Annotated in this window: 18 protein-coding genes; 13 read left to right on the top strand and 5 right to left on the bottom strand. The window is 73.4% G+C overall.

Features of this window, described 5'->3' with window-relative positions; genetic code table 11:
* The first annotated feature begins 100 nt into the window (after positions 1-100).
* The gene (locus AB5J54_RS17975) at positions 101-1,213 is read left to right on the top strand and encodes an alpha/beta hydrolase (protein WP_369144920.1); all 1,113 of its coding nucleotides are present in this window, start codon (positions 101-103) and stop codon (positions 1,211-1,213) included.
* On the opposite strand, the gene AB5J54_RS17970 is transcribed toward AB5J54_RS17975, so the two are convergent.
* Complete coding sequence (locus AB5J54_RS17970; RefSeq protein ID WP_369144919.1) at positions 1,210-2,223, bottom strand: ABC transporter ATP-binding protein; 1,014 nt, start codon at positions 2,221-2,223, stop codon at positions 1,210-1,212. The genes AB5J54_RS17975 and AB5J54_RS17970 overlap by 4 nt on opposite strands.
* Before the next feature lie 142 nt (positions 2,224-2,365).
* Between AB5J54_RS17970 and AB5J54_RS17965 the strand changes: the two genes are divergently transcribed.
* The 4 genes from AB5J54_RS17965 (at position 2,366) to AB5J54_RS17950 (ending at position 5,858) form a co-directional block, all read left to right on the top strand.
* A complete protein-coding gene (locus AB5J54_RS17965) occupies positions 2,366-3,052 on the top strand; it encodes an ABC transporter permease (RefSeq protein ID WP_369144918.1) in 687 nt (228 codons plus the stop codon).
* 1 nt (position 3,053) lies between these two features.
* Positions 3,054-3,728: an ABC transporter permease gene (locus AB5J54_RS17960; RefSeq protein ID WP_369144917.1), complete on the top strand. Its 675-nt coding sequence runs from the start codon at positions 3,054-3,056 to the stop codon at positions 3,726-3,728.
* A gap of 5 nt (positions 3,729-3,733) precedes the next feature.
* The gene (locus AB5J54_RS17955; protein ID WP_369144916.1) at positions 3,734-4,732 is read left to right on the top strand and encodes an ABC transporter substrate-binding protein; all 999 of its coding nucleotides are present in this window, start codon (positions 3,734-3,736) and stop codon (positions 4,730-4,732) included.
* Between the two features lie 130 nt (positions 4,733-4,862).
* The gene (locus AB5J54_RS17950; protein WP_369144915.1) at positions 4,863-5,858 is read left to right on the top strand and encodes a hypothetical protein; all 996 of its coding nucleotides are present in this window, start codon (positions 4,863-4,865) and stop codon (positions 5,856-5,858) included.
* Positions 5,859-6,150: 292 nt separating this feature from the next.
* On the opposite strand, the gene AB5J54_RS17945 is transcribed toward AB5J54_RS17950, so the two are convergent.
* Both AB5J54_RS17945 and AB5J54_RS17940 read right to left on the bottom strand, forming a co-directional pair.
* Positions 6,151-7,293, bottom strand: coding sequence for an NADH-quinone oxidoreductase subunit D (locus tag AB5J54_RS17945; protein WP_369144914.1), 1,143 nt, complete (start codon positions 7,291-7,293; stop codon positions 6,151-6,153).
* A 44-nt stretch (positions 7,294-7,337) separates the two neighbouring features.
* Complete coding sequence (locus tag AB5J54_RS17940) at positions 7,338-8,321, bottom strand: SAM-dependent methyltransferase (protein ID WP_369149380.1); 984 nt, start codon at positions 8,319-8,321, stop codon at positions 7,338-7,340.
* A 100-nt stretch (positions 8,322-8,421) separates the two neighbouring features.
* Here AB5J54_RS17940 and AB5J54_RS17935 point away from each other — a divergent pair, with 100 nt between their 5' ends.
* Both AB5J54_RS17935 and AB5J54_RS17930 read left to right on the top strand, forming a co-directional pair.
* The gene (locus tag AB5J54_RS17935; protein WP_369144913.1) at positions 8,422-9,624 is read left to right on the top strand and encodes a sensor histidine kinase; all 1,203 of its coding nucleotides are present in this window, start codon (positions 8,422-8,424) and stop codon (positions 9,622-9,624) included.
* Positions 9,625-9,646: 22 nt separating this feature from the next.
* Positions 9,647-10,321: a response regulator gene (locus AB5J54_RS17930; protein WP_369144912.1), complete on the top strand. Its 675-nt coding sequence runs from the start codon at positions 9,647-9,649 to the stop codon at positions 10,319-10,321.
* 114 nt (positions 10,322-10,435) lie between these two features.
* On the opposite strand, the gene AB5J54_RS17925 is transcribed toward AB5J54_RS17930, so the two are convergent.
* Entirely contained in the window at positions 10,436-11,524 is a 1,089-nt protein-coding gene (locus tag AB5J54_RS17925; RefSeq protein ID WP_369144911.1) for a DUF5937 family protein, read from the bottom strand.
* 132 nt (positions 11,525-11,656) lie between these two features.
* On the opposite strand from AB5J54_RS17925, the gene AB5J54_RS17920 reads away from it, so the two are divergent.
* A complete protein-coding gene (locus tag AB5J54_RS17920; RefSeq protein ID WP_369144910.1) occupies positions 11,657-11,860 on the top strand; it encodes a hypothetical protein in 204 nt (67 codons plus the stop codon).
* Positions 11,861-11,931: 71 nt separating this feature from the next.
* On the opposite strand, the gene AB5J54_RS17915 is transcribed toward AB5J54_RS17920, so the two are convergent.
* Entirely contained in the window at positions 11,932-13,104 is a 1,173-nt protein-coding gene (locus AB5J54_RS17915) for a low specificity L-threonine aldolase (RefSeq protein ID WP_369144909.1), read from the bottom strand.
* Positions 13,105-13,230: 126 nt separating this feature from the next.
* Here AB5J54_RS17915 and AB5J54_RS17910 point away from each other — a divergent pair, with 126 nt between their 5' ends.
* From AB5J54_RS17910 to AB5J54_RS17890, 5 genes are read left to right on the top strand one after another with little or no spacing between them, the layout of a single operon-like run.
* Positions 13,231-14,196 carry a Rossmann-like and DUF2520 domain-containing protein gene (locus AB5J54_RS17910; RefSeq protein ID WP_369144908.1) on the top strand — a complete coding sequence of 322 codons (966 nt, stop codon included), beginning with the start codon at positions 13,231-13,233 and terminating at the stop codon, positions 14,194-14,196.
* On the top strand, positions 14,193-15,263 hold the full coding sequence (gene panC / locus AB5J54_RS17905) for a pantoate--beta-alanine ligase (protein ID WP_369144907.1): 1,071 nt from the start codon (positions 14,193-14,195) through the stop codon (positions 15,261-15,263). The genes AB5J54_RS17910 and panC overlap by 4 nt, the downstream gene beginning before the upstream one ends.
* Positions 15,260-16,954, top strand: a complete 1,695-nt coding sequence (locus tag AB5J54_RS17900) for an L-aspartate oxidase (RefSeq protein ID WP_369144906.1) — start codon at positions 15,260-15,262, stop codon at positions 16,952-16,954. Before panC ends, AB5J54_RS17900 begins: the two co-directional genes overlap by 4 nt.
* Entirely contained in the window at positions 16,955-17,974 is a 1,020-nt protein-coding gene (nadC, locus tag AB5J54_RS17895; RefSeq protein ID WP_369144905.1) for a carboxylating nicotinate-nucleotide diphosphorylase, read from the top strand.
* Positions 17,974-18,780 (top strand): type III pantothenate kinase, encoded by an 807-nt coding sequence (locus AB5J54_RS17890; RefSeq protein WP_041129832.1) that lies wholly within the window; start codon positions 17,974-17,976, stop codon positions 18,778-18,780. The genes nadC and AB5J54_RS17890 overlap by 1 nt, the downstream gene beginning before the upstream one ends.
* The last annotated feature ends 91 nt before the right edge of the window (positions 18,781-18,871 follow it).

Genomic DNA, 18,871 nt, shown 5'->3' with positions numbered 1-18,871 from the left:
CGGCGGGCCGTTCCGGCCGGTGCGCCTTCTATGACGAAGGCGCGCGGGGTCGGGTTCATTCGTCCACAGGAAAATCTCGGAAAGAAGGCTCGGTCGTCTCATGGGTCTCACCAGCGACAAAGTCCTCGTGTCGGCCGTGGTGCTGGCCGTGGTGCTGTTCCTGGCCACCGTCTGGCTGTGGCCGCGGCTCGCGCGGCGCGGCTGGCGGCCGGTCGTGGGCCGGGTGGGGCTGCTGCTCGTGACCCAGGTGGCGCTGTTCGCGGCGGTGGGCCTCGCGGCGAATCGTTCGTTCCTCTTCTACGGCTCGTGGGCCGACCTGTTCGGGCAGGAGCAGGAGATGGGGGTGGTCGTCGACCACGCGGCCGGTTCGAAGGACGTACGGGTGGTGGGGACGCAGGCGGTCGACGTGCCCGGCGGCGGCCGTCCCTCGGTCGGCGGACAGATCCAGAAGGTCGTGGTGGAGGGGGAGCGGTCGGGGATCGCCTCGCAGGCCTACGTGTACCTGCCGCCGGAGTACTTCCAGGAGAAGTACGCGAAGCGGACGTTCCCGGCGGCCGTGGTGCTCACGGGCTACCCGGGCACGGCGGAGAACCTGATCAAGGGCCTCAAGTACCCCCGGACGGCGTACCTCCAGGCGAAGGAGGGGCGGATGCAGCCGATGATCCTGGTGATGCTGCGTCCGACGGTGGCGCCGCCGCGGGACACCGAGTGCGTGGACATCCCCGGGGGCCCGCGGGTGGAGACCTTCTTCGCCGAGGACCTGCCGAAGGCGGTCTCGGAGACGTACCGGGTGGGGACGAAGGCGCGGAACTGGGGCTTCATGGGGAACTCGACGGGTGGTTACTGCGCGCTGAAGATCGCCCTCCACCACCCGGACCGGTTCGCGGCCGGTGCGGGCTTCTCGGCGTACTACAAGGCGGCGGAGGACGTCACCACCGGGGACCTGTTCCACGGGGACGCCGCGCTGCGCAGGCGGGGCGACCTGCTGTGGAGCCTGGACCACGGGAAGGCGGGGAACACCTCGTTCCTGGTGACGACGTCGAAGAAGGGCGAGGGCAACCTGAAGGGCACGCGGGAGTTCATCCGGAAGGTGAGGAGCCCGGCGCAGGTCTCGTCGATCGTCCTGGACAGCGGCGGCCACAACTTCAACACGTGGAACCGGGAGATCCCGCCGGGCCTGGTGTGGCTGGGCGAGAGGCTCCGCGCGGACTAGGCAGTCTCTTTCGGATCCGGAAAAGACGGCTCTGGGGCGTCGTCGGGTGCCGAGGCGCGGCGCAGGGCGCGGTGGACGCCGGCGGGGGTGAGGACGCCGAGCGGCTGGCCGTCCTCGCCGGTGACGGTGAGCCGGCCGGTGTCGTGCTGGAGGAGCTCGGCGAGGGCGTCCTTGAGGGAGGTCCCGAGGGGTACACGGGTGCCGTCCAGGTCCTTGCCGGGGCCGGTGCCGGGTACGGGATCGAGGTCGGCCTCGGTGACGGGGGTGACCGCGAGCCGCTTGAGGCCGCGGTCGCTGCCGACGAAGTCCGCGACGTACGGGGTGGCGGGGGAGCCGAGGACGGTGGCGGGTGTGTCGAACTGTTCGATGCGTCCGTGCCCGTAGACGGCCATGCGGTCGCCCATGCGGACGGCCTCCTCGATGTCGTGGGTGACGAGGAGGACGGTCTTGCGGACGGTGGCCTGGAGCGCGAGGAACTCGTTCTGGAGGCGCTCGCGGACGACCGGGTCGACCGCGCCGAAGGGCTCGTCCATGAGGAGGACGGGCGGGTCGGCGGCGAGGGCGCGGGCGACCCCGACGCGCTGGCGCTGGCCGCCGGAGAGCTGGGCGGGGTAGCGGGAGCCGTACACGGCCGGGTCGAGGCCGACGAGGTCGAGGAGTTCGGCCGCACGCGCGCGTGCGGCGGCCTTCTTCCAGCCGAGGAGGGCGGGGACGGTCGCGGTGTTGTCGAGGACCGTGCGGTGCGGGAAGAGCCCGACCTGCTGGATGACGTAGCCGATCTTGCGGCGCAGGGCGACCGGGTCGACGCCGGCGATGTCCTTCCCGTCGACGAGGACGCGGCCGGAGGTCGGCTCGACGAGCCGGTTCACCATCATCATCGTGGTCGTCTTGCCGCAGCCGGACGGGCCGACCAGGGTGACGAGTTCGCCCTCGGCGACCTCGAAGGAGAGGTCGTCGACCGCCGTCGTGCCGTCGTCGTACCGCTTGGTCACGTGCTCGAACCGGATCATGGTTCCCCATTCTGTCCCCTGGGCGCCGGGGGTGTGTGAAGGGCGTGTTGCCGCATTGTGGCGGGTCTCGGGGATTGTCGGTGGCGGGGGTTAGGGTCGTCACACAAGCGTTCGGGAGGTCGACGAGCCGGGGGGAGGGACGATGAGCGCGCCGAACTGTCTGGTCACGAACGACTGGATCTGCGGTGAGTATCTGCGCACGCGCGGCGAGGAGTTGACGGACGCGCTGCTCCAGCATGTGGGAATCACCGTCGTGTCCGTGCTGATCGCGCTCGCCGTCGCGGTGCCCCTCGCACTGCTCGTCCGCGCCCGGCCCCGGTTCGCCGGCCCGGTCCTCGGTCTGACCACCCTGCTCTACACGGTGCCGTCGCTCGCGATGTTCTCGCTGCTGCTGCCCTTCTTCGGGCTCTCGGCGGCGCTCGTCGTGACCGGCCTCGTGCTGTACGCGCTGACGATCCTCGTGCGGAACACCCTGGCGGGGCTCGCCGCCGTGCCGGCCGAGACGCGGGAGGCCGCCCGGGGCATGGGGTACGGCTCGCTGCGGATGCTCTGGCAGGTCGAACTCCCCCTCGCGCTCCCGGTGCTGATGGCGGGCATACGGATGGCGACGGTCTCCACGATCGCGCTGACGACGGTCGGTTCGGTCGTCGGCCGCGGCGGTCTGGGCAATCTCATCGAGGACGCGCTGCCGACCTTCTTCAAGGCGCAGATGCTCGCCGCCTCGGTGCTGTGTGTGCTGCTCGCCGTCACCGCCGACCTGCTGCTCCTGGGCCTCCAGCGGCTGCTGACGCCGTGGACCCGGATACGGACCGCGCCGGGGGGTGGGTGAGATGGGCATCGTGACGGACGCCTGGGGCTGGCTCACCACCGGCGCGCACTGGACGGGCGAGGACGGCATCGGGCAGCGGCTCGCCGAGCACGTGTACGTGAGCGGGGCCGCGCTCCTGATCGCCGCGACGCTCGCGCTGCCGCTCGGCCTGTGGCTCGGCCACCTCGGCCGGGGCGGGGCACTCGCGGTGAACGTGTCGAACGTGGGGCGGGCGATCCCCGTCTTCGCGGTGCTCGCCCTGTTCATGGTGTCGCCCCTGCGGAACGCCGGCTATGTCCCGACCGTGGTGGCCCTGGTGCTCTTCGCGATACCCCCGCTCCTCACCAACGCGTACGTGGGGGTGCGGGAGGTGGACCGGGCCGCGGTCCGGGCCGCGCGGGGCATGGGGATGACGGGCGGCCAGCTCTTCCTGCGAGTCGAACTCCCGCTGGCCCGGCCCGTGGTGATGACCGGGGTCCGCTCGGCCGCCGTTCAGGTGGTCGCCACGGCGACGGTCGCCGCGATGGTCGGACAGGGCGGCCTGGGCCGGATCATCACGGCCGGCTTCGCCACGTACGACACCGCGCGGGTCGTCGCGGGCGCCGTGCTCGTGGCGCTGCTCGCCCTCCTGGTGGAGGGCGTCCTGGTGGGCGCGGACCGGCTTTTCGACCGACACAGAAGACTTGTTGAACGCTGACTGGGATGGGTGATCTCGTGAACAGGGTCTCGCGTATCGCGGGCGCGCTGCTGGGTACGGCGGCGCTGACCGCCGCCCTCGCGGCGTGCGGCGGTGACAGCCTGGAGGAAGGCAAGAAGAAGGACTCCGGGAGCTCCGGCGCCTCCGGCGGCGGGGAGAAGGGCTCGCTGGTCGTCGGAGCGGCCGCCTTCACCGAGGCCAAGGTCCTCGCCGAGCTGTACGCGCAGTCGCTGCGGGCCGCCGGATACTCGGTGTCCATCACCACGGTGAAGAATCGCGAGCTGTACGAACCCTCCCTAGAGAAGGGCGAGATCGACGTCGTCCCGGAATACGCGGCGACGATCGCGGAATTCCTCAACGCGAAGGTGAACGGGCCGAAGGCGCCCGAGGACAAGCCGGTCGCCTCGGGCGACGTGACGGCCACCGTCGACGCGCTGCGGAAGCTCGCCGAACCGCGCGGTCTGAAGGTGCTCGCGGCGGGAGAGGCCGTCGATCAGAACGCCTTCGCGGTGACGAAGGAATTCGCCGGGAAGAACAAGCTGACGACGCTTTCCGATCTCGGCGCCTCGAAGCTGAAGGTGAAGATCGCCGCCGGTGACGAATGCGCGGTGCGGCCCTTCTGCGCGCCCGGTCTGAAGAAGACGTACGGGATCGACGTGGCCGGGATCGACCCCAAGGGCGTCGGTACGCCGCAGGCCAAGCAGGCGGTCAAGGACGGCGTGGACCAGCTGGTCCTGACGACCACCACGGACGCCACGATCGACACGTACGGCCTGGTCTTCCTCACCGATGACAAGCACCTGCAGAACGCGGACAACGTGCTGCCGGTCGTCAACGCCAAGGACGCCGGTTCTCCGGAGATAGCCGCCGCCCTCGACAAGATCACCAAGGTGCTGACCACAGCGGATCTCGCCGAACTCAACCGCAAGGTGGATGCCGAGCGGGCGAAGCCCGAGGACGTCGCCAAGGAGTATCTGGAGACGAAGGGGCTGCTCAAGAAGTAGGCGGCGGGGGAGGGGAGTCGGCCCGAAACGGAACCGGAACCATCGATATCCACTTCTGATGGCGAGAAGTGGCCAAGAGATTGCCGGGCTGACGCCCCACATGGCGCCTACGCACGGTAAATTTCAGGCCATGCCACGTGGACGCCACCGCCATTCCCCGCCTCTGCACAAGCTGCTGCCGCCCTCCGCGGTCGCCGGCGCCGCGGTCGTGTGCGCCGCGGCCGCCTGGCTGCCCGGCGACCCGGTGATCGCGCGGCTGCTCGCGGCCGCGGCGGCGGCCGCCGCCATCACCGGTGCCGTCCTCATGCGCAGTTGGGACCGGAGCGCCGGTCTGAAGGTCGCCGAGCTCGACCGGGCGCGCGCCGCCGAGGTGTGGAAGGCCGAGGAGCGGACCGCCGAGCTGGAGGCCGACCTGGAGGAGTCCCGCGCGCTCCGCGCCCGGCTCGACGCCAAGCTCCGCGCCAAGCGCGTGGAGCTGGCCGGGCTGCGCGGCGAGCACGCCGACCTGCTCCGCCGGTACGCCACCGCGGAGACGGAGCGGGCCAGCGCCCTCGAAGGCCGCCGCGTCCTCGCCCTGGAGACGAGCACCGCGACCGAGACGAAGGCGCTGCCCGCCGGCGGCTCCACGCCCACCCCGGAGGCGTACCGCCGCGCCGCCCAGGCGCTGCGCGACCTCCCCCGCAACGCCGCGGCCCAGCAGGCGCGCCGCACGGCCGAGGCGGCCCGCGCCCGCGACCTCGCCGAGCGCGCCCAGGAGACGGAGGAGCCGCAGGGGAAGCACGCGGCGGCCGCCGGAACCGAGCAGCACACCCGTACGGCCGCCACCGCTCCCGCGCTCCCGCCCGCCTCCACCGCCCTGCCGGCGGTGCCGGTCGCGGCCGCGATCGTGCCGTACGCGGCGCGCAGGCCCGTCCCGCGGCCCGAGGGCGGCTTCGACTTCTTCGGTACGCAGAAGGCGGAGGCGGTCATCGAGGCCGTGCAGAACTCCGACCTCGCGGACGTCGTGGGCGAGGAGGTCCTGGCCCTTGCGGCGCCCCGGGCGGTCGGCCAGGTCATCGACCTGACGGCCCACGACGAAACGGAACAACTGGACGTGGCGGAACTCCGCGGCGCGGTCAACTCCTGACGGTGCGCCCCGTCCGTTGTGGGCAGGCGTTCCGCAAGGGGCGATGGGGGTCCCCCCTGCTCGAGCGAAGCCGAGAGCTTGGGGGAGGGTGGGCACAACGGACGGCGCCCCTGCCGGCGCCAGAGGCTTCCGCGCCCTGGTCCCGCACCAGTCGTGCGCCGCGCATCGGGGTGCGGGGCAAGGCGCGGAACGCGGAGGCGCCGCGGGAGGGCGCCGTCCCGTGTGCCCACCCGTCCCGCCCTGCGGGACGATTGCCCACACGGGCGCGGGCGCAGCCCACAACGGGGCCGGGTTACTTGTCGATGTCGCCGACGACGAAGAACAGCGAGCCCAGGATCGCCACCATGTCCGCGACCAGCGTCCCCGGCAGCAGTTCCACCAGCGCCTGGATGTTGTTGAACGACGCCGAGCGCAGCTTCAGCCGGTACGGGGTCTTCTCGCCCTTGGACACCAGGTAGTAGCCGTTGACGCCCAGCGGGTTCTCGGTCCAGGCGTACGTGTGCCCCTCCGGCGCCTTGAGCACCTTCGGCAGCCGCTGGTTGATCGGCCCCGGAGGCAGCTCGGCCATCCGGTCCAGGCAGGCGTCCGCCAGGTCCAGGGAGTTGTGCGTCTGGTCGAGCAGGCACTCGAACCGGGCGAGGCAGTCGCCCTCCTGCCGCACGGCGACCTTCAGGGTGTCCTGGAGTTCCCCGTACGCGAGGTACGGCTCGTCGCGGCGCAGGTCGAAGTCGACGCCCGAGGCACGGGCGATGGGCCCCGACACCCCGTACGCGTGGACGGTCTCCGGCCTCAGGACCCCGACCCCGCGCGTACGGCCGCGGAAGATCTCGTTCCCGAGGACCAGCCGGTCGTACACGTCCATCCGCGACCGCACGTCCGCGACGGCCTGCCGCGCCCGCCCCAGCCAGCCGGCCGGCAGGTCCTCCTTGAGGCCGCCGACCCGGTTGAACATGTAGTGCATCCGGCCGCCGGAGACCTCCTCCATCACGGCCTGGAGCTCCTCACGCTCCCGGAAGGCGTGGAAGACGGGCGTGATCCCGCCCAGTTCGAGCGGGTACGAGCCGAGGAACATCAGGTGGTTGAGGACCCGGTTCAGCTCGGCGAGGAGCGTCCGCGTCCACACGGCCCGCTCCGGGACCTCCATGCCGAGCATCCGCTCGACGGCCATGACGACGCCGAGCTCGTTGGAGAACGCGGACAGCCAGTCGTGGCGGTTGGCCAGCATGATGATCTGCCGGTAGTCCCGCGCCTCGAAGAGCTTCTCGGCGCCCCGGTGCATATAGCCGATCACCGGCTCCGCGTGCCGGACGACCTCGCCGTCGAGCACGAGCCGGAGCCGGAGCACGCCGTGGGTCGAGGGGTGCTGCGGGCCGATGTTCAGCACCATGTCGGTGCTCTCCGCCGCGCCGCCGATTCCGACCGTCGTCTCCGTCATGCGGCCAGTATCCCCCGAGGCCCGGGGGCCCCGGCCTCCTCGGGTCAGCGGACGGCGCCCGGGACCCGCTGGGTCAGCCAGAGGAAGTCGCCGAGACCGCCGCGGGCGGTCAGCTCGGCCGCCTCGCCGGCGGAGGCGAGCGCGCGGACGTAACCGGCGGGGTCGGTCGAGGCGAGCGCGAGCGGCGGCCGCTCCCCGGACACCCCGAGCCGCCCGAGCGCCTCCCGCTGCGTGACCAGCTCGGCGACCGGCAGGCCGCCTCCCGGCGCGGCCCCGCACGCGTCCAGCGCCACATGGGACGTGACGTCGCAGCCGCCGTCCGGGACCGGCGGGACCTCGCGGCCCGCGCGGAAGCCGGTCAGGGAGCCGAAGGGCGGCCGGGAGGCCCGTACGTGCGCGTAGTCCACGGCCACCGCGCGGCCCGCCGCGAGGGAGGCGACCGCCGCCGCCCAGGCCTCGTCTCGGGGCCGCCCGATCTCGGCCCGCGTGCCCGGTTCCGACAGCGGCCACCAGCGGGCCAGCCAGTCGGCGTCCGGGCCGGTGACGGGGGCGCCGAGCCGTTCGGTGCCGTCCGGGGCGACCTCCACGTACCGGACCGTGCCCGCCTCGTCCGCCTCGGCGACGTCCGCCGGCACGTTGTCGAGCCACTCGTTCGCGAAGAGCAGCCCCCGCACGCCCCGCGGCACCCGGTCCGTCCACTCCACCCGCGGGTCGAGCCCGTCCGGGCGGGCGGCGCGCTCGACCGCGTACGCCCGTACCGAGAGCGAGGACCCGACGGCCGCGAGCACCGCCGTCAGGAGCTCGCCGCGCCCCGCGCCCACGTCCACCAGGTCGACCTCGGCCGTCCCCAGCTCCTCCGCGACCTCGCCGAGCAGCCGGGCCACGGCCGCCGCGAAGAGCGGGGAGGCGTGCACCGAGGTGCGGAAGTGCCCCGCCGGTCCCTCGGGGCGCAGATAGAAGCCCCCGGGGCCGTACAGCGCCCGCTCCGTGGCCTCCCGCCACCCCTGCCACTGACACGTCTCATCCATCACGGGCCCCAGTCTCCACCTCGGGGAGTACGGGTCCCGAGCCAAGGATCGGCCCCACGGTTGATCCCTGCACCTATCTCTCTTCCCTACTCTGGGTGACGTGCAGCGCCTTTACGACTTCATTCGCAGACACCCGACGGGCGTCGACACCTTCTGGGCCGTCGTCCTCCTCGGGTTCTCCCTGCTGTGGGTGGTGTCGGCGGGCACGGTGGGCGGCAGCGGCCTCGGGTACGGCCTCGTCGCCCTGCTCTTCTCCCTGGTCGTGGCCCTGCGGCGACGGGCGCCGGAGAGGATGCTGCTGCTCGCGGTCGCCCTGGGGCTTGCCCAGCTCGCCCTCGGCCTGGTGCCGTTCCTGGCCGACTTCGCCATGCTCGTGATCATCTTCACGGTCGCGGCGCACGACGGCCCCCGCTGGGCGTCCCGTCTCGCGCTCATCGGCGGACTCGGCGCCTCCACGCTCTCCCAGCTCAGATGGCCCATGGAGGGCTCGGACTCCGGCGCCGCCAAGGTCTTCTTCACGATCATCATGACCGTGCCGTTCGCCCTCGCCTGGGTCCTGGGCGACTCGCTCCGCACCCGCCGCGCCTACTTCGCGCAGCTGGAGGAGCGGGCCTCCCGCCTGGAGCAGGAGCGCGAGGCCCAGGCGAAGGTCGCGGTCGCCGCCGAGCGCGCCCGGATCGCCCGCGAGCTGCACGACGTCGTCGCGCACAACGTGTCGGTGATGGTGGTCCAGGCCGACGGCGCCGCCTATGTCATGGACTCCTCCCCGGAGACCGCCAAGCAGGCCCTGGAGACGATCTCCACCACGGGCCGGCAGGCGCTCGCCGAGATGCGCAGACTCCTCGGGATCCTGCGCACCGGAGAGCACCAGGAGGCCGGGGAGTACGTGCCGCAGCCCGACGTCCAGCAGATCGAGGACCTCGTCGAGCAGGTGCGGGGCGCCGGTCTCACCGTCGACTTCGCGATCGAGGGGAGCCCCCGCCCGCTGCCCAGCGGCGTCGAGCTCACCGCGTACCGGATCGTGCAGGAGGCCCTCACCAACACGCGCAAGCACGGCGGTCCCGACGTCGGCGCCAGCGTGCGGCTCGTCTACTTCGACGACGGTCTCGGTCTGCTCGTCGAGGACGACGGCCGGGGCGCTCCGCAGGAGATGTACGAGGACGGCGGCGCCGACGGGCGGGGCCATGGTCTGATCGGCATGCGGGAGCGGGTCGGCATGGTGGGCGGCACCCTGGACGCGGGGCCGCGGCCCGGCGGCGGTTTCCGGATCAGCGCCCTGCTCCCCCTCAAGCCCGCTCACTGACGACCCCTAAGGAACTGACCTGATGTCCATCCGCGTGATGCTCGTCGACGACCAGGTGCTGCTGCGGACCGGTTTCCGCATGGTGCTCGCCGCCCAGCCGGACATGGAGGTCGTGGCCGAGGCGGGCGACGGGGTCGAGGCCCTGGAAGTGCTGCGTTCCACGGCGGTCGACGTCGTCCTGATGGACGTGCGCATGCCCAAGCTGGACGGGGTGGAGACGACCCGGCGGATCTGCTCGGAGCCGGGCGCCCCGAAGGTGCTGATCCTGACGACCTTCGACCTCGACGAGTACGCGTTCTCGGGCCTGAAGGCGGGCGCGAGCGGCTTCATGCTGAAGGACGTGCCGCCGGCGGAGCTGCTCGGTGCGATCCGCTCGGTGCACAGCGGTGACGCGGTGGTGGCGCCGTCGACCACGCGCCGGCTCCTGGACCGCTTCTCGCCGATGCTGCCGTCCTCCGGGAAGGAGCCGCAGCACAAGGAGCTGGAGCGGCTGACGGACCGGGAGCGCGAGGTGATGATGCTGGTCGCGCAGGGCCTGTCGAACGGCGAGATCGCCGCCCGGCTGGTCCTCTCCGAGGCGACGGTGAAGACGCACGTGGGCCGCATCCTGACCAAGCTGGGCCTGCGCGACCGGGTCCAGGTCGTGGTCCTGGCGTACGAGACGGGCCTGGTCCGGGCGGGCGGCGGGGCGGTCTAGCCCCCCTCGGCCCTACCGGAGCACCTCCGGTCCAGCCCCCTCGGCCCTACCGGAGCTCCTCCGGTCCAGCCCCCTCGGCCCTACCGGAGCACCTCCGGTCCAGCCCCCTTCGCCCTACCGGAGCACCGACTCCAGGAAGTCGCTGCCCAGCCGGGCGACGACGGCCACGTCGAGCTGGTGGAGCACGTACCGGCCGCGGCGCTGGGTGGTGATCAGCCCGGCCTTCTTGAGGACCGCGAGGTGGCGGGAGACCTCGGGGGCGGTGATGTTGTACGCGTCGGCCAGCTCGCTCGTCGTGCTGGAGCCGCGCGCCAGACTGCGGCAGAGGCGCATCCGCATGGGGTGGGCGACGGCCTCCAGGCGCAGTTTGACCGCCTCGACGGAGGCCGCGCCGCCGAGGTCGCGGGCGGGGATCGGGTACTGGATGACGGGCTGCCAGCCGGGTGTGTACAGCGCGAAGAGGTGCGGCCAGCCGAAGGCCGTCGGCAGGAACGTCACCGCGGAGCCCTCGGCGCTGGTCCGGCCCTGGATGAGCTTGTCGACGACGATCCGGGAGCCCTGCTCGTCCTCCTCCAGGATCATCGCGGCGGAGGCGTCGGCGACGGCCTCGGCCAGCCCCTTGCGGCGCATCAGCTCGGTCTTGTGCCGGGCGTCGGCGGCGAGCTGGATCCGGACACGGCGCCAGGTGTCCGCGAAGAAGGCCTCGTCGCAGTCCTCCATGAGCCGCCGGACCCACGCGCGCGTGCCGGGCGGGTCGGTCAGCATCCGCTCCACGAACGCGGCCTGGCGCGGGCCGCGCGCGGCCGCCAGGTCCTGGGCGCGGCGGCGCATCCGCTCGTCGACGAGCGGGGAGGGGGCGCCGTCCCTGTAGTGGCTGTTGCAGGAGATCTCCAGGGCCGAGCCGACGAACTGCTCGTCGTCCATGCGGTCGAGGTCGTCCAGCTCCTCCGCGAGGGTCTCCCGGGGCCGCGCCGGCAGCAGGATGTCCGAGCGGGTGGAGTTCCACATGAAGTCGGCCTCGTGGAGCCGGTCCGCGAGCTCCGGCTTCAGGGCCGCGGTCGTCGTGGTGGTCCAGGCGTGCAGCCGGGGGTGGTGCGTGGGCTCGGCGAGGGCGTGCAGGGCGGCGCCCAGCTCGGCCAGCGGCGAGGGGCAGAAGGTGATCCGCTCGTGCGGCAGTCCGGTGATGTCGATCGTCACGCTCACCCGTCCATGGTGCGGGGTGGGGCGGGGGAGCTGTCGTCCCGTTTGACGGGGGTCGTCAATCGACGGGGCCCGGATTGACGGGCGCCGTCAATCCGGGCGCCGGGCCGCGGCGGCGCGGCGCACGGTGAGGCCATGAACGCGCTGCACCAGTACCTCTTCGACACCTACCGCGCCGCCCGGCTCGGCGAACCGATGCCCCCGGCGCCGGGCACGCAGGACGTCGCCGTGCTCCGGGCCGTCCGCGACCGCCGCCGCCTCGAACGCGCGACGGCCGACCGCCGCCCGCGCGGCACCGTCCGCGCGGCCCTGCACCGCTGGCTGCACCCGGCCGACTAGGACCGTCAGCCGGCCGCCCCCGGCCGACCACGGCCGTCAGCCGGTCTGACGCGGCCGACCAGGGCCGGCCGTCACCCCTCCACGCGCGCCAGGAAGTCCCGTACCGCCTCCTTGACGTCCTCCGCCGTCCACTCCAGGCCCGGCTCGGTCACCGTCAGCTCCGTGACCGCCACTCCCGGCGGGCCGCCCGCGCCCGGGGAGAACCAGCGGCGGAAGAACGCGGCGCCGGTGTCCTCGGTCTGGGCGAGGGCCGCCGCCGTCAGGACGTCCGGGTCGTACGGCAGCCAGACCTGGAACTGGTGCGTGTGCGGGGTCTCGGGGTGGATCCGGGACCAGCCGGTGCCCGCCTCCGCGAGCGCCTCCCGGACCGCGTCGGCCACCACGCGCGCGTGTGCCACGTACGAGGGCAGCCGGGGCAGCTCGATGTCCAGGCCCCGCAGCGCGGAGAGCGCCGCCGGGTACTGCTGGAAGACCATCCCCCCGTACCGGTGGCGCCAGATCCTGGCCTCTTCCACGAGGTCCTCGGGGCCGGCGAGCGCGGCCCCGGACATGCCGCCGAGGGACTTGTAGAACGAGACGTACACGCTGTCGGCGAGCTCCGCGATCTCCGCGAGCCCGCGGCCGAAACGCGTCGTGCACTCCCACAGCCGGGCCCCGTCGAAGTGGACGACCGCGTCCCGCTCCCGGGCCGCCGCCACCACCTCGGTGAGCTCCTCCCAGGACGGCAGCACGAAGCCGGCGTCCCGCAGCGGCAGCTCCAGCATCAGCGTCCCGAAGGGCTCGGGGTGGTCCCGTACCTCCTCGGCGGTGGGCAGCCGGGGCGCGTCGGTCGGGTGGACCGTACGGAGTCCGGAGACGGCGCCGAACGCCCCGTTCTCATGGACCTCGGGGTGGGCGAGCGGGTGGAGGGCGACGACGGGGCTGCCGGTGCGCCCGGCCCAGCAGCGCAGCGCCACCTGCTGGGCCATCGTGCCGGTGGGGAAGAAGACGGCGGCGGGGAGGCCGAGCTCCTCGGCGACGCGCCGCTCCAGCTCCTCGACGAGCCCGTTCCCGTACGTGTCGAGCGGGGCCTCCTCGTGCCCCGCGGCCTCCGCCCAGGCGGCCAGCTCGCGCAGCCGCTCCCCGACCGTGCCGTCCACGGAGGTGTTCCACAGCCTGCGCTCGGCGCCGCCCCACACCTTCGCCCGGTGGAGCCGGGCCGCTTCCTCGTCCACAGGGGTCTCCACAGGAGTCACAGGATTCATGAGCCGATCATCACACCACCGCCCACACCCTGTGGACAGCCACGGAGGCGGCACGAAACGCTGGCGTAGCATGACCAGAAATCGTCCGGTACCCGCCGAGGACTGGAACGGAAGGCCGTCCCCACCGTGAACGCACCAACAGCGCCGGAGCCCCGGGCCGAGGACCGACCCGCCCGGCTCACCGTCGGAGTCGTCGGCGCCGGCCGGGTCGGCCCCGCCCTCGCCGCCTCGCTCCGGCTCGCCGGGCACCGCCCCGTCGCCGTCTCGGCGGTCTCCGACGCCTCCCGGCGCCGCGCCGCCGAGCTCCTGCCCGACGTCCCCGTCGTCGAGCCCGCCCGTGTCCTGGCCCTGTCCGACCTGGTCCTCCTGACCGTGCCGGACGACGCGCTGCCGGGCCTGGTCGAGGGCCTCGCCGACACCGGAGCCGTACGGCCGGGCCAGCTGCTCGTGCACACCTCCGGGCGGTACGGGGCGCGGGTCCTCGACCCCGCCCGCCGGGCCGGCGCCCTGCCGCTCGCCCTGCACCCCGCCATGACCTTCACCGGCACCGCCGTCGACGTCCAGCGGCTCGCCGGCTGCTCCTTCGGGGTCACCGCGCCCGAGGAGCTGCGGCTCGCCGCCGAGGCGCTCGTGATCGAGATGGGCGGCGAGCCCGAGTGGATCGCCGAGGAGGCCCGCCCGCTCTACCACGCGGCCCTGGCCCTCGGCGCGAACCACCTGGTCACCCTGGTGGCCCAGTCGATGGAGCTGCTCCACAAGGCCGGCGTCGCCGCCCCCGACCGCATGCTGGGCCCGCTCCTGGGCGCCGCCCTGGACAACGCCCTGCGGTCCGGGGATGCGGCCCTCACCGGCCCCGTCGCGCGCGGTGACGCCGGTACGGTCGCCGCCCACGTCGCCGAGCTGCGCAAGCACGCGCCCGGCACCGTCGCCGGCTATCTGGCGATGGCCCGCACGACCGCCGACCGGGCGCTCGCGCACGGCCTGCTCAAGCCCGAGCTGGCCGAGGACCTGCTGGGCGTGCTCGCCGAGCCGTCGAGCGGAGCCACCCACCCCGCCGACCCCACCGACGGGCCGCAAGGAGACGACCGATGAGCCTGTCCGCCCGCGAGAGCGCCGAAGGCGGCCGTCCCGCCCGCCACGAGCCGGCCCGGCTGGTCTCCGACGTCGAGGAGCTGAAGGACGCGGTCGCGCACCACGGCGCTCCCGGCCGCAACGCCGTCGTGATGACCATGGGCGCCCTCCACGAGGGCCACGCCACCCTGATCCGGGCCGCACGCGAGCGCGTGGGCGCCAAGGGCTTCGTCGTCGTCACCGTCTTCGTGAACCCGCTCCAGTTCGGTGCCGGCGAGGACCTCGACCGCTACCCCCGCACCCTCGACGCCGACCTGGAGCTGGCCTTCGACGCGGGCGCGAGCGCCGTCTTCGCGCCCTCCGTCGACGAGGTCTACCCGGGCGGAGAGCCCCAGGTCCGGATCACCGCGGGTCCCATGGGCGAGCGGCTCGAAGGCGCCTCCCGGCCCGGCCACTTCGACGGCATGCTGACGGTCGTCGCCAAGCTGCTCCACCTCACCGCGCCCGACCTGGCCTTCTTCGGCCAGAAGGACGCCCAGCAGCTCGCCCTGATCCGCCGCATGGTCAAGGACCTGAACTTCCCCGTCGAGATCGTCGGCGTGGAGACCGTCCGCGAGACCGACGGCCTGGCCCTGTCCAGCCGCAACCGGTACCTGTCGGCCGGGGAGCGGCGGACGGCCCTGTCGCTGTCCCGCGCGCTCTTCGCGGCCCGTGAGCGGCTCGCCGCGCAGGAGGCGCTGCGCGCGCGTGCCGCCTCGCTGCCGGGCGCCCAGGGCCGGGCCGAGAACCGTGCCGAGGCGCTGTCCCGGATCGGCGAGGCGCGGGCCGCCGCCGACGCCCACGCGGTCGCGCAGGCCGCCGAGGGCGGCTGCGCCGATGCCGTACGGGCCGCGGCCCGCGCCGTCCTGGACGACGCGGCCAAGGCCGAGCCGCCGCTCACCCTGGACTACCTGGCCCTCGTGGACCCGGCCGACTTCACCGAGGTCGCCGACGGCCATGACGGGGAGGCGATCCTCGCCGTCGCCGCACGCGTGGGGAGCACGCGGCTCATCGACAACATCCCTCTGACCTTCGGAGCCACCAAGTGACCGGAATACGGCTGCACGCGCCCGCGCCGGGCTGGGCCATCGACGCCGACGTCGTCGTGGTCGGCTCCGGCGTCGCGGGCCTCACCGCCGCCCTGCGGTGCACCGCCGCCGGGCTCCGTACGGTCGTCGTCACCAAGGCGCGGCTCGACGACGGCTCCACCCGCTGGGCCCAGGGCGGCGTCGCGGCCGCGCTCGGCGAGGGCGACACCCCCGAGCAGCACCTCGACGACACCCTCGTCGCCGGTGCCGGGCTGTGCGACGAGCAGGCCGTGCGGGCCCTGGTCACGGAGGGCCCGGACGCCGTCCGCCGCCTGATCTCGACCGGCGCCGACTTCGACAAGACCTCCGACGGCGAGATCGCGCTGACCCGCGAGGGCGGCCACCACCGCCGCCGGATCGCCCACGCGGGCGGGGACGCGACCGGCGCCGAGATCTCCCGCGCCCTGGTCGAGGCGATACGGGACCGGGGCGTGCGCTTCATCGAGCACGCCCTCGTCCTGGACCTCCTGACGGACGGCGAGGGCCGCACGGCGGGCGTGACCCTGCACGTCATGGGCGAGGGCCAGCACGACGGCGTCGGCGCCGTCCACGCGCCCGCGGTGGTCCTGGCCACCGGCGGCATGGGCCAGGTCTTCTCCGCCACCACCAACCCGGGCGTCTCCACCGGCGACGGCGTCGCGCTCGCGCTGCGCGCCGGGGCCGAGGTCTCCGACCTGGAGTTCGTCCAGTTCCACCCCACGGTGCTCTTCCTCGGGACCGGCTCCGAGGGCCAGCAGCCGCTGGTCTCCGAGGCGGTACGCGGCGAGGGCGCCCATCTGGTCGACGCCGACGGGGTCCGCTTCATGCTCGGGCAGCACGAGCTGGCCGAGCTCGCGCCCCGCGACATCGTCGCCAAGGCGATCACCCGCCGGATGCAGGAGCAGGGCACCGACCACATGTACCTCGACGGCCGTCACTTCGGCGCCGAGATGTGGGCGGAGCGCTTCCCGACGATCCTGGCGGCCTGCCGTGCCCACGGCATCGACCCGGTGACGGAGCCCATCCCGGTCGCCCCCGCCGCCCACTACGCCTCCGGCGGCGTCCGCACGGACCTGCGGGGCCGGACGACGGTGCCGGGGCTGTACGCGTGCGGGGAGGTCGCCTGCACGGGCGTCCACGGCGCCAACCGGCTGGCCTCGAACTCGCTCCTGGAGGGCCTGGTCTTCGCCGAGCGGATCGCCGAGGAGATCACGGCCGCCGCCCCGCGCGTGCCGGGCGCCCCGGTGCCGCACCCGGCCCCGGTGACCCTGCCGCTGCCCGTGTCCGGCGCCCGGACCCGTATCCAGCGGATCATGACGGCCGGCGCGGGCGTGCTCCGCTCGGAAGCCAGCCTGCGGGAGGCCGCCGAGGCCCTCGAAGCCCTGCACAGCGACGCCGTGGCGGGCGGCGACGACGACAGCAAGGCGGCCGAGCCGGGCGTGGACTCCTGGGAGACCACGAACCTGCTGTGCGTCGCACGGGTCCTGGTCGCCGCGGCCCTGCGCCGCGAGGAGACCCGCGGCTGCCACTGGCGCGAGGACCATCCCGAGCGGGACGACGCGGAGTGGCGCAAGCACCTCGTCGTCCATCTGACCCATGAGCGGACCCTCGACGTCCGCACCACCGACACCTCCGACTTTCCCCCCACCCTCGACGCCCCCAGGGAGCCGTAAGTGAGCACGCCCGAGGAAGCCCGTCCCGAGCCCGTGGACGTCCCTCTCATCCAGATCAACACGGTCTCCTCCGAGGAGTCCGGCGGCTGCGGCGACGGCTGCGGCTGCGGCGGCGGCGAGGAGTTCGAGTGCGGGCTCGACCCCGCCCTCGCGCAGCTGCTCGCCGACGCCGGTCTCGACCCCGTCCAGGTCGAGGACATCGCCCACCTCGCGATCGCCGAGGACCTCGACGGCGGGGTGGACGTCACGACCGTGGCGACCGTCCCCGAGGACGCCGTCGCGACCGCCGACTTCACCGCCCGCGAGGCGGGTGTCGTCGCCGGCCTGCGGGTCGCCGAGGCCGTCCTGTCGATCGTCTGCACCGACGAGTTCGAGGTCGAGCGGCACGTCGAGGACGGCGAGCGGGTCGAGGCCGGGCAGGTGCTGCTCAGCGTCACCGCCCGCACCCGCGACCTGCTGACCGGCGAGCGCAGCGCGCTCAACATCCTGTGCCGCCTCTCCGGCATCGCCACCGCCACGCGCGCGTGGGCGGACGTCCTGGAGGGCACGAAGGCCAAGGTCCGCGACACCCGCAAGACGACGCCGGGCCTGCGCGCCCTGGAGAAGTACGCGGTCCGCTGCGGCGGCGGCGTCAACCACCGCATGTCGCTCTCCGACGCGGCGCTGGTGAAGGACAACCACGTGGTGGCGGCCGGCGGCGTCGCCGAGGCCTTCAAGGCCGTCCGCGAGCTGTTCCCCGAGCTGCCGATCGAGGTCGAGGTCGACACGATGCACCAGGTCCGCGAGGTCCTGGACGCGGGCGCCGACCTGATCCTGCTCGACAACTTCACCCCGATCGAGACCGAGGAGGCCGTCGCGATCGTCGCGGGCCGCGCCGTCCTGGAGTCCTCGGGCCGGCTGACCCTGGAGAACGCGGCGGCGTACGCGGCGACCGGCGTCGACTACCTGGCGGTCGGCGGCCTCACCCACTCCTCCCCGATCCTCGACATCGGCCTCGACCTGCGCGAGGTGCGCTCCTGATGCTGCTCACCATCGACGTCGGCAACACGCACACGGTGCTCGGTCTCTTCGACGGAGAGGAGATCGTCGAGCACTGGCGGATCTCCACGGACCCGAGCCGTACCGCCGACGAGATGGCGGTCCTGCTCCAGGGCCTCATGGGCATGCACCCGCTGCTCGGCGTCGAGCTGAGCGACGGCATCGAGGGGATCGCCATCTGCGCGACGGTCCCCTCGGTGCTGCACGAACTGCGCGAGGTGACCCGCCGGTACTACGGGGACGTGCCGGCGGTCCTCGTGGAGCCGGGCGTCAAGACGGGGGTGCCGATCCTCACGGACAACCCCAAGGAGGTCGGCGCCGACCGCATCATCAACGCGGTCGCGGCCGTCGAGCTGTACGGCGGCCCGGCGATCGTCGTGGACTTCGGCACGGCGACGACGTACGACGCGATCACCGTCCGCGGCGAGTACGCGGGCGGGGCGATCGCCCCGGGCATCGAGATCTCGGTCGAGGCCCTGGGGGTCAAGGGCGCCATGCTCCGCAAGATCGAGCTGGCCCGCCCGCGCAGCGTGATCGGCAAGAACACGGTCGAGGCCATGCAGTCGGGCATCGTCTTCGGGTACGCCGGCCAGGTCGACGGCGTGGTGGCCCGGATGAAGCGCGAACTGGTCGGCCCGAAGGGCGACCCCTCCGACGTCACGGTGATCGCCACCGGCGGCCTGGCCCCGATGGTCCTCGCCGACTCGAAGGAGATCGACGAGCACGAGCCCTGGCTGACCCTGATCGGACTGCGCCTCGTCTACGAGCGGAACGTCTCGCGCATGTGAGGCGGGTACCGCGGGGGGTGATCATTCCGGCGCGCCGGAATGATCGCTAAGAGAAAATTGTCCGATTAGCGCGTATCGTCGCCCCATGCCC

The organism is Streptomyces sp. R44 (assembly GCF_041053105.1).
Classification (GTDB): domain Bacteria; phylum Actinomycetota; class Actinomycetes; order Streptomycetales; family Streptomycetaceae; genus Streptomyces.
This window is presented reverse-complemented; position numbering and strand designations above follow the sequence as displayed.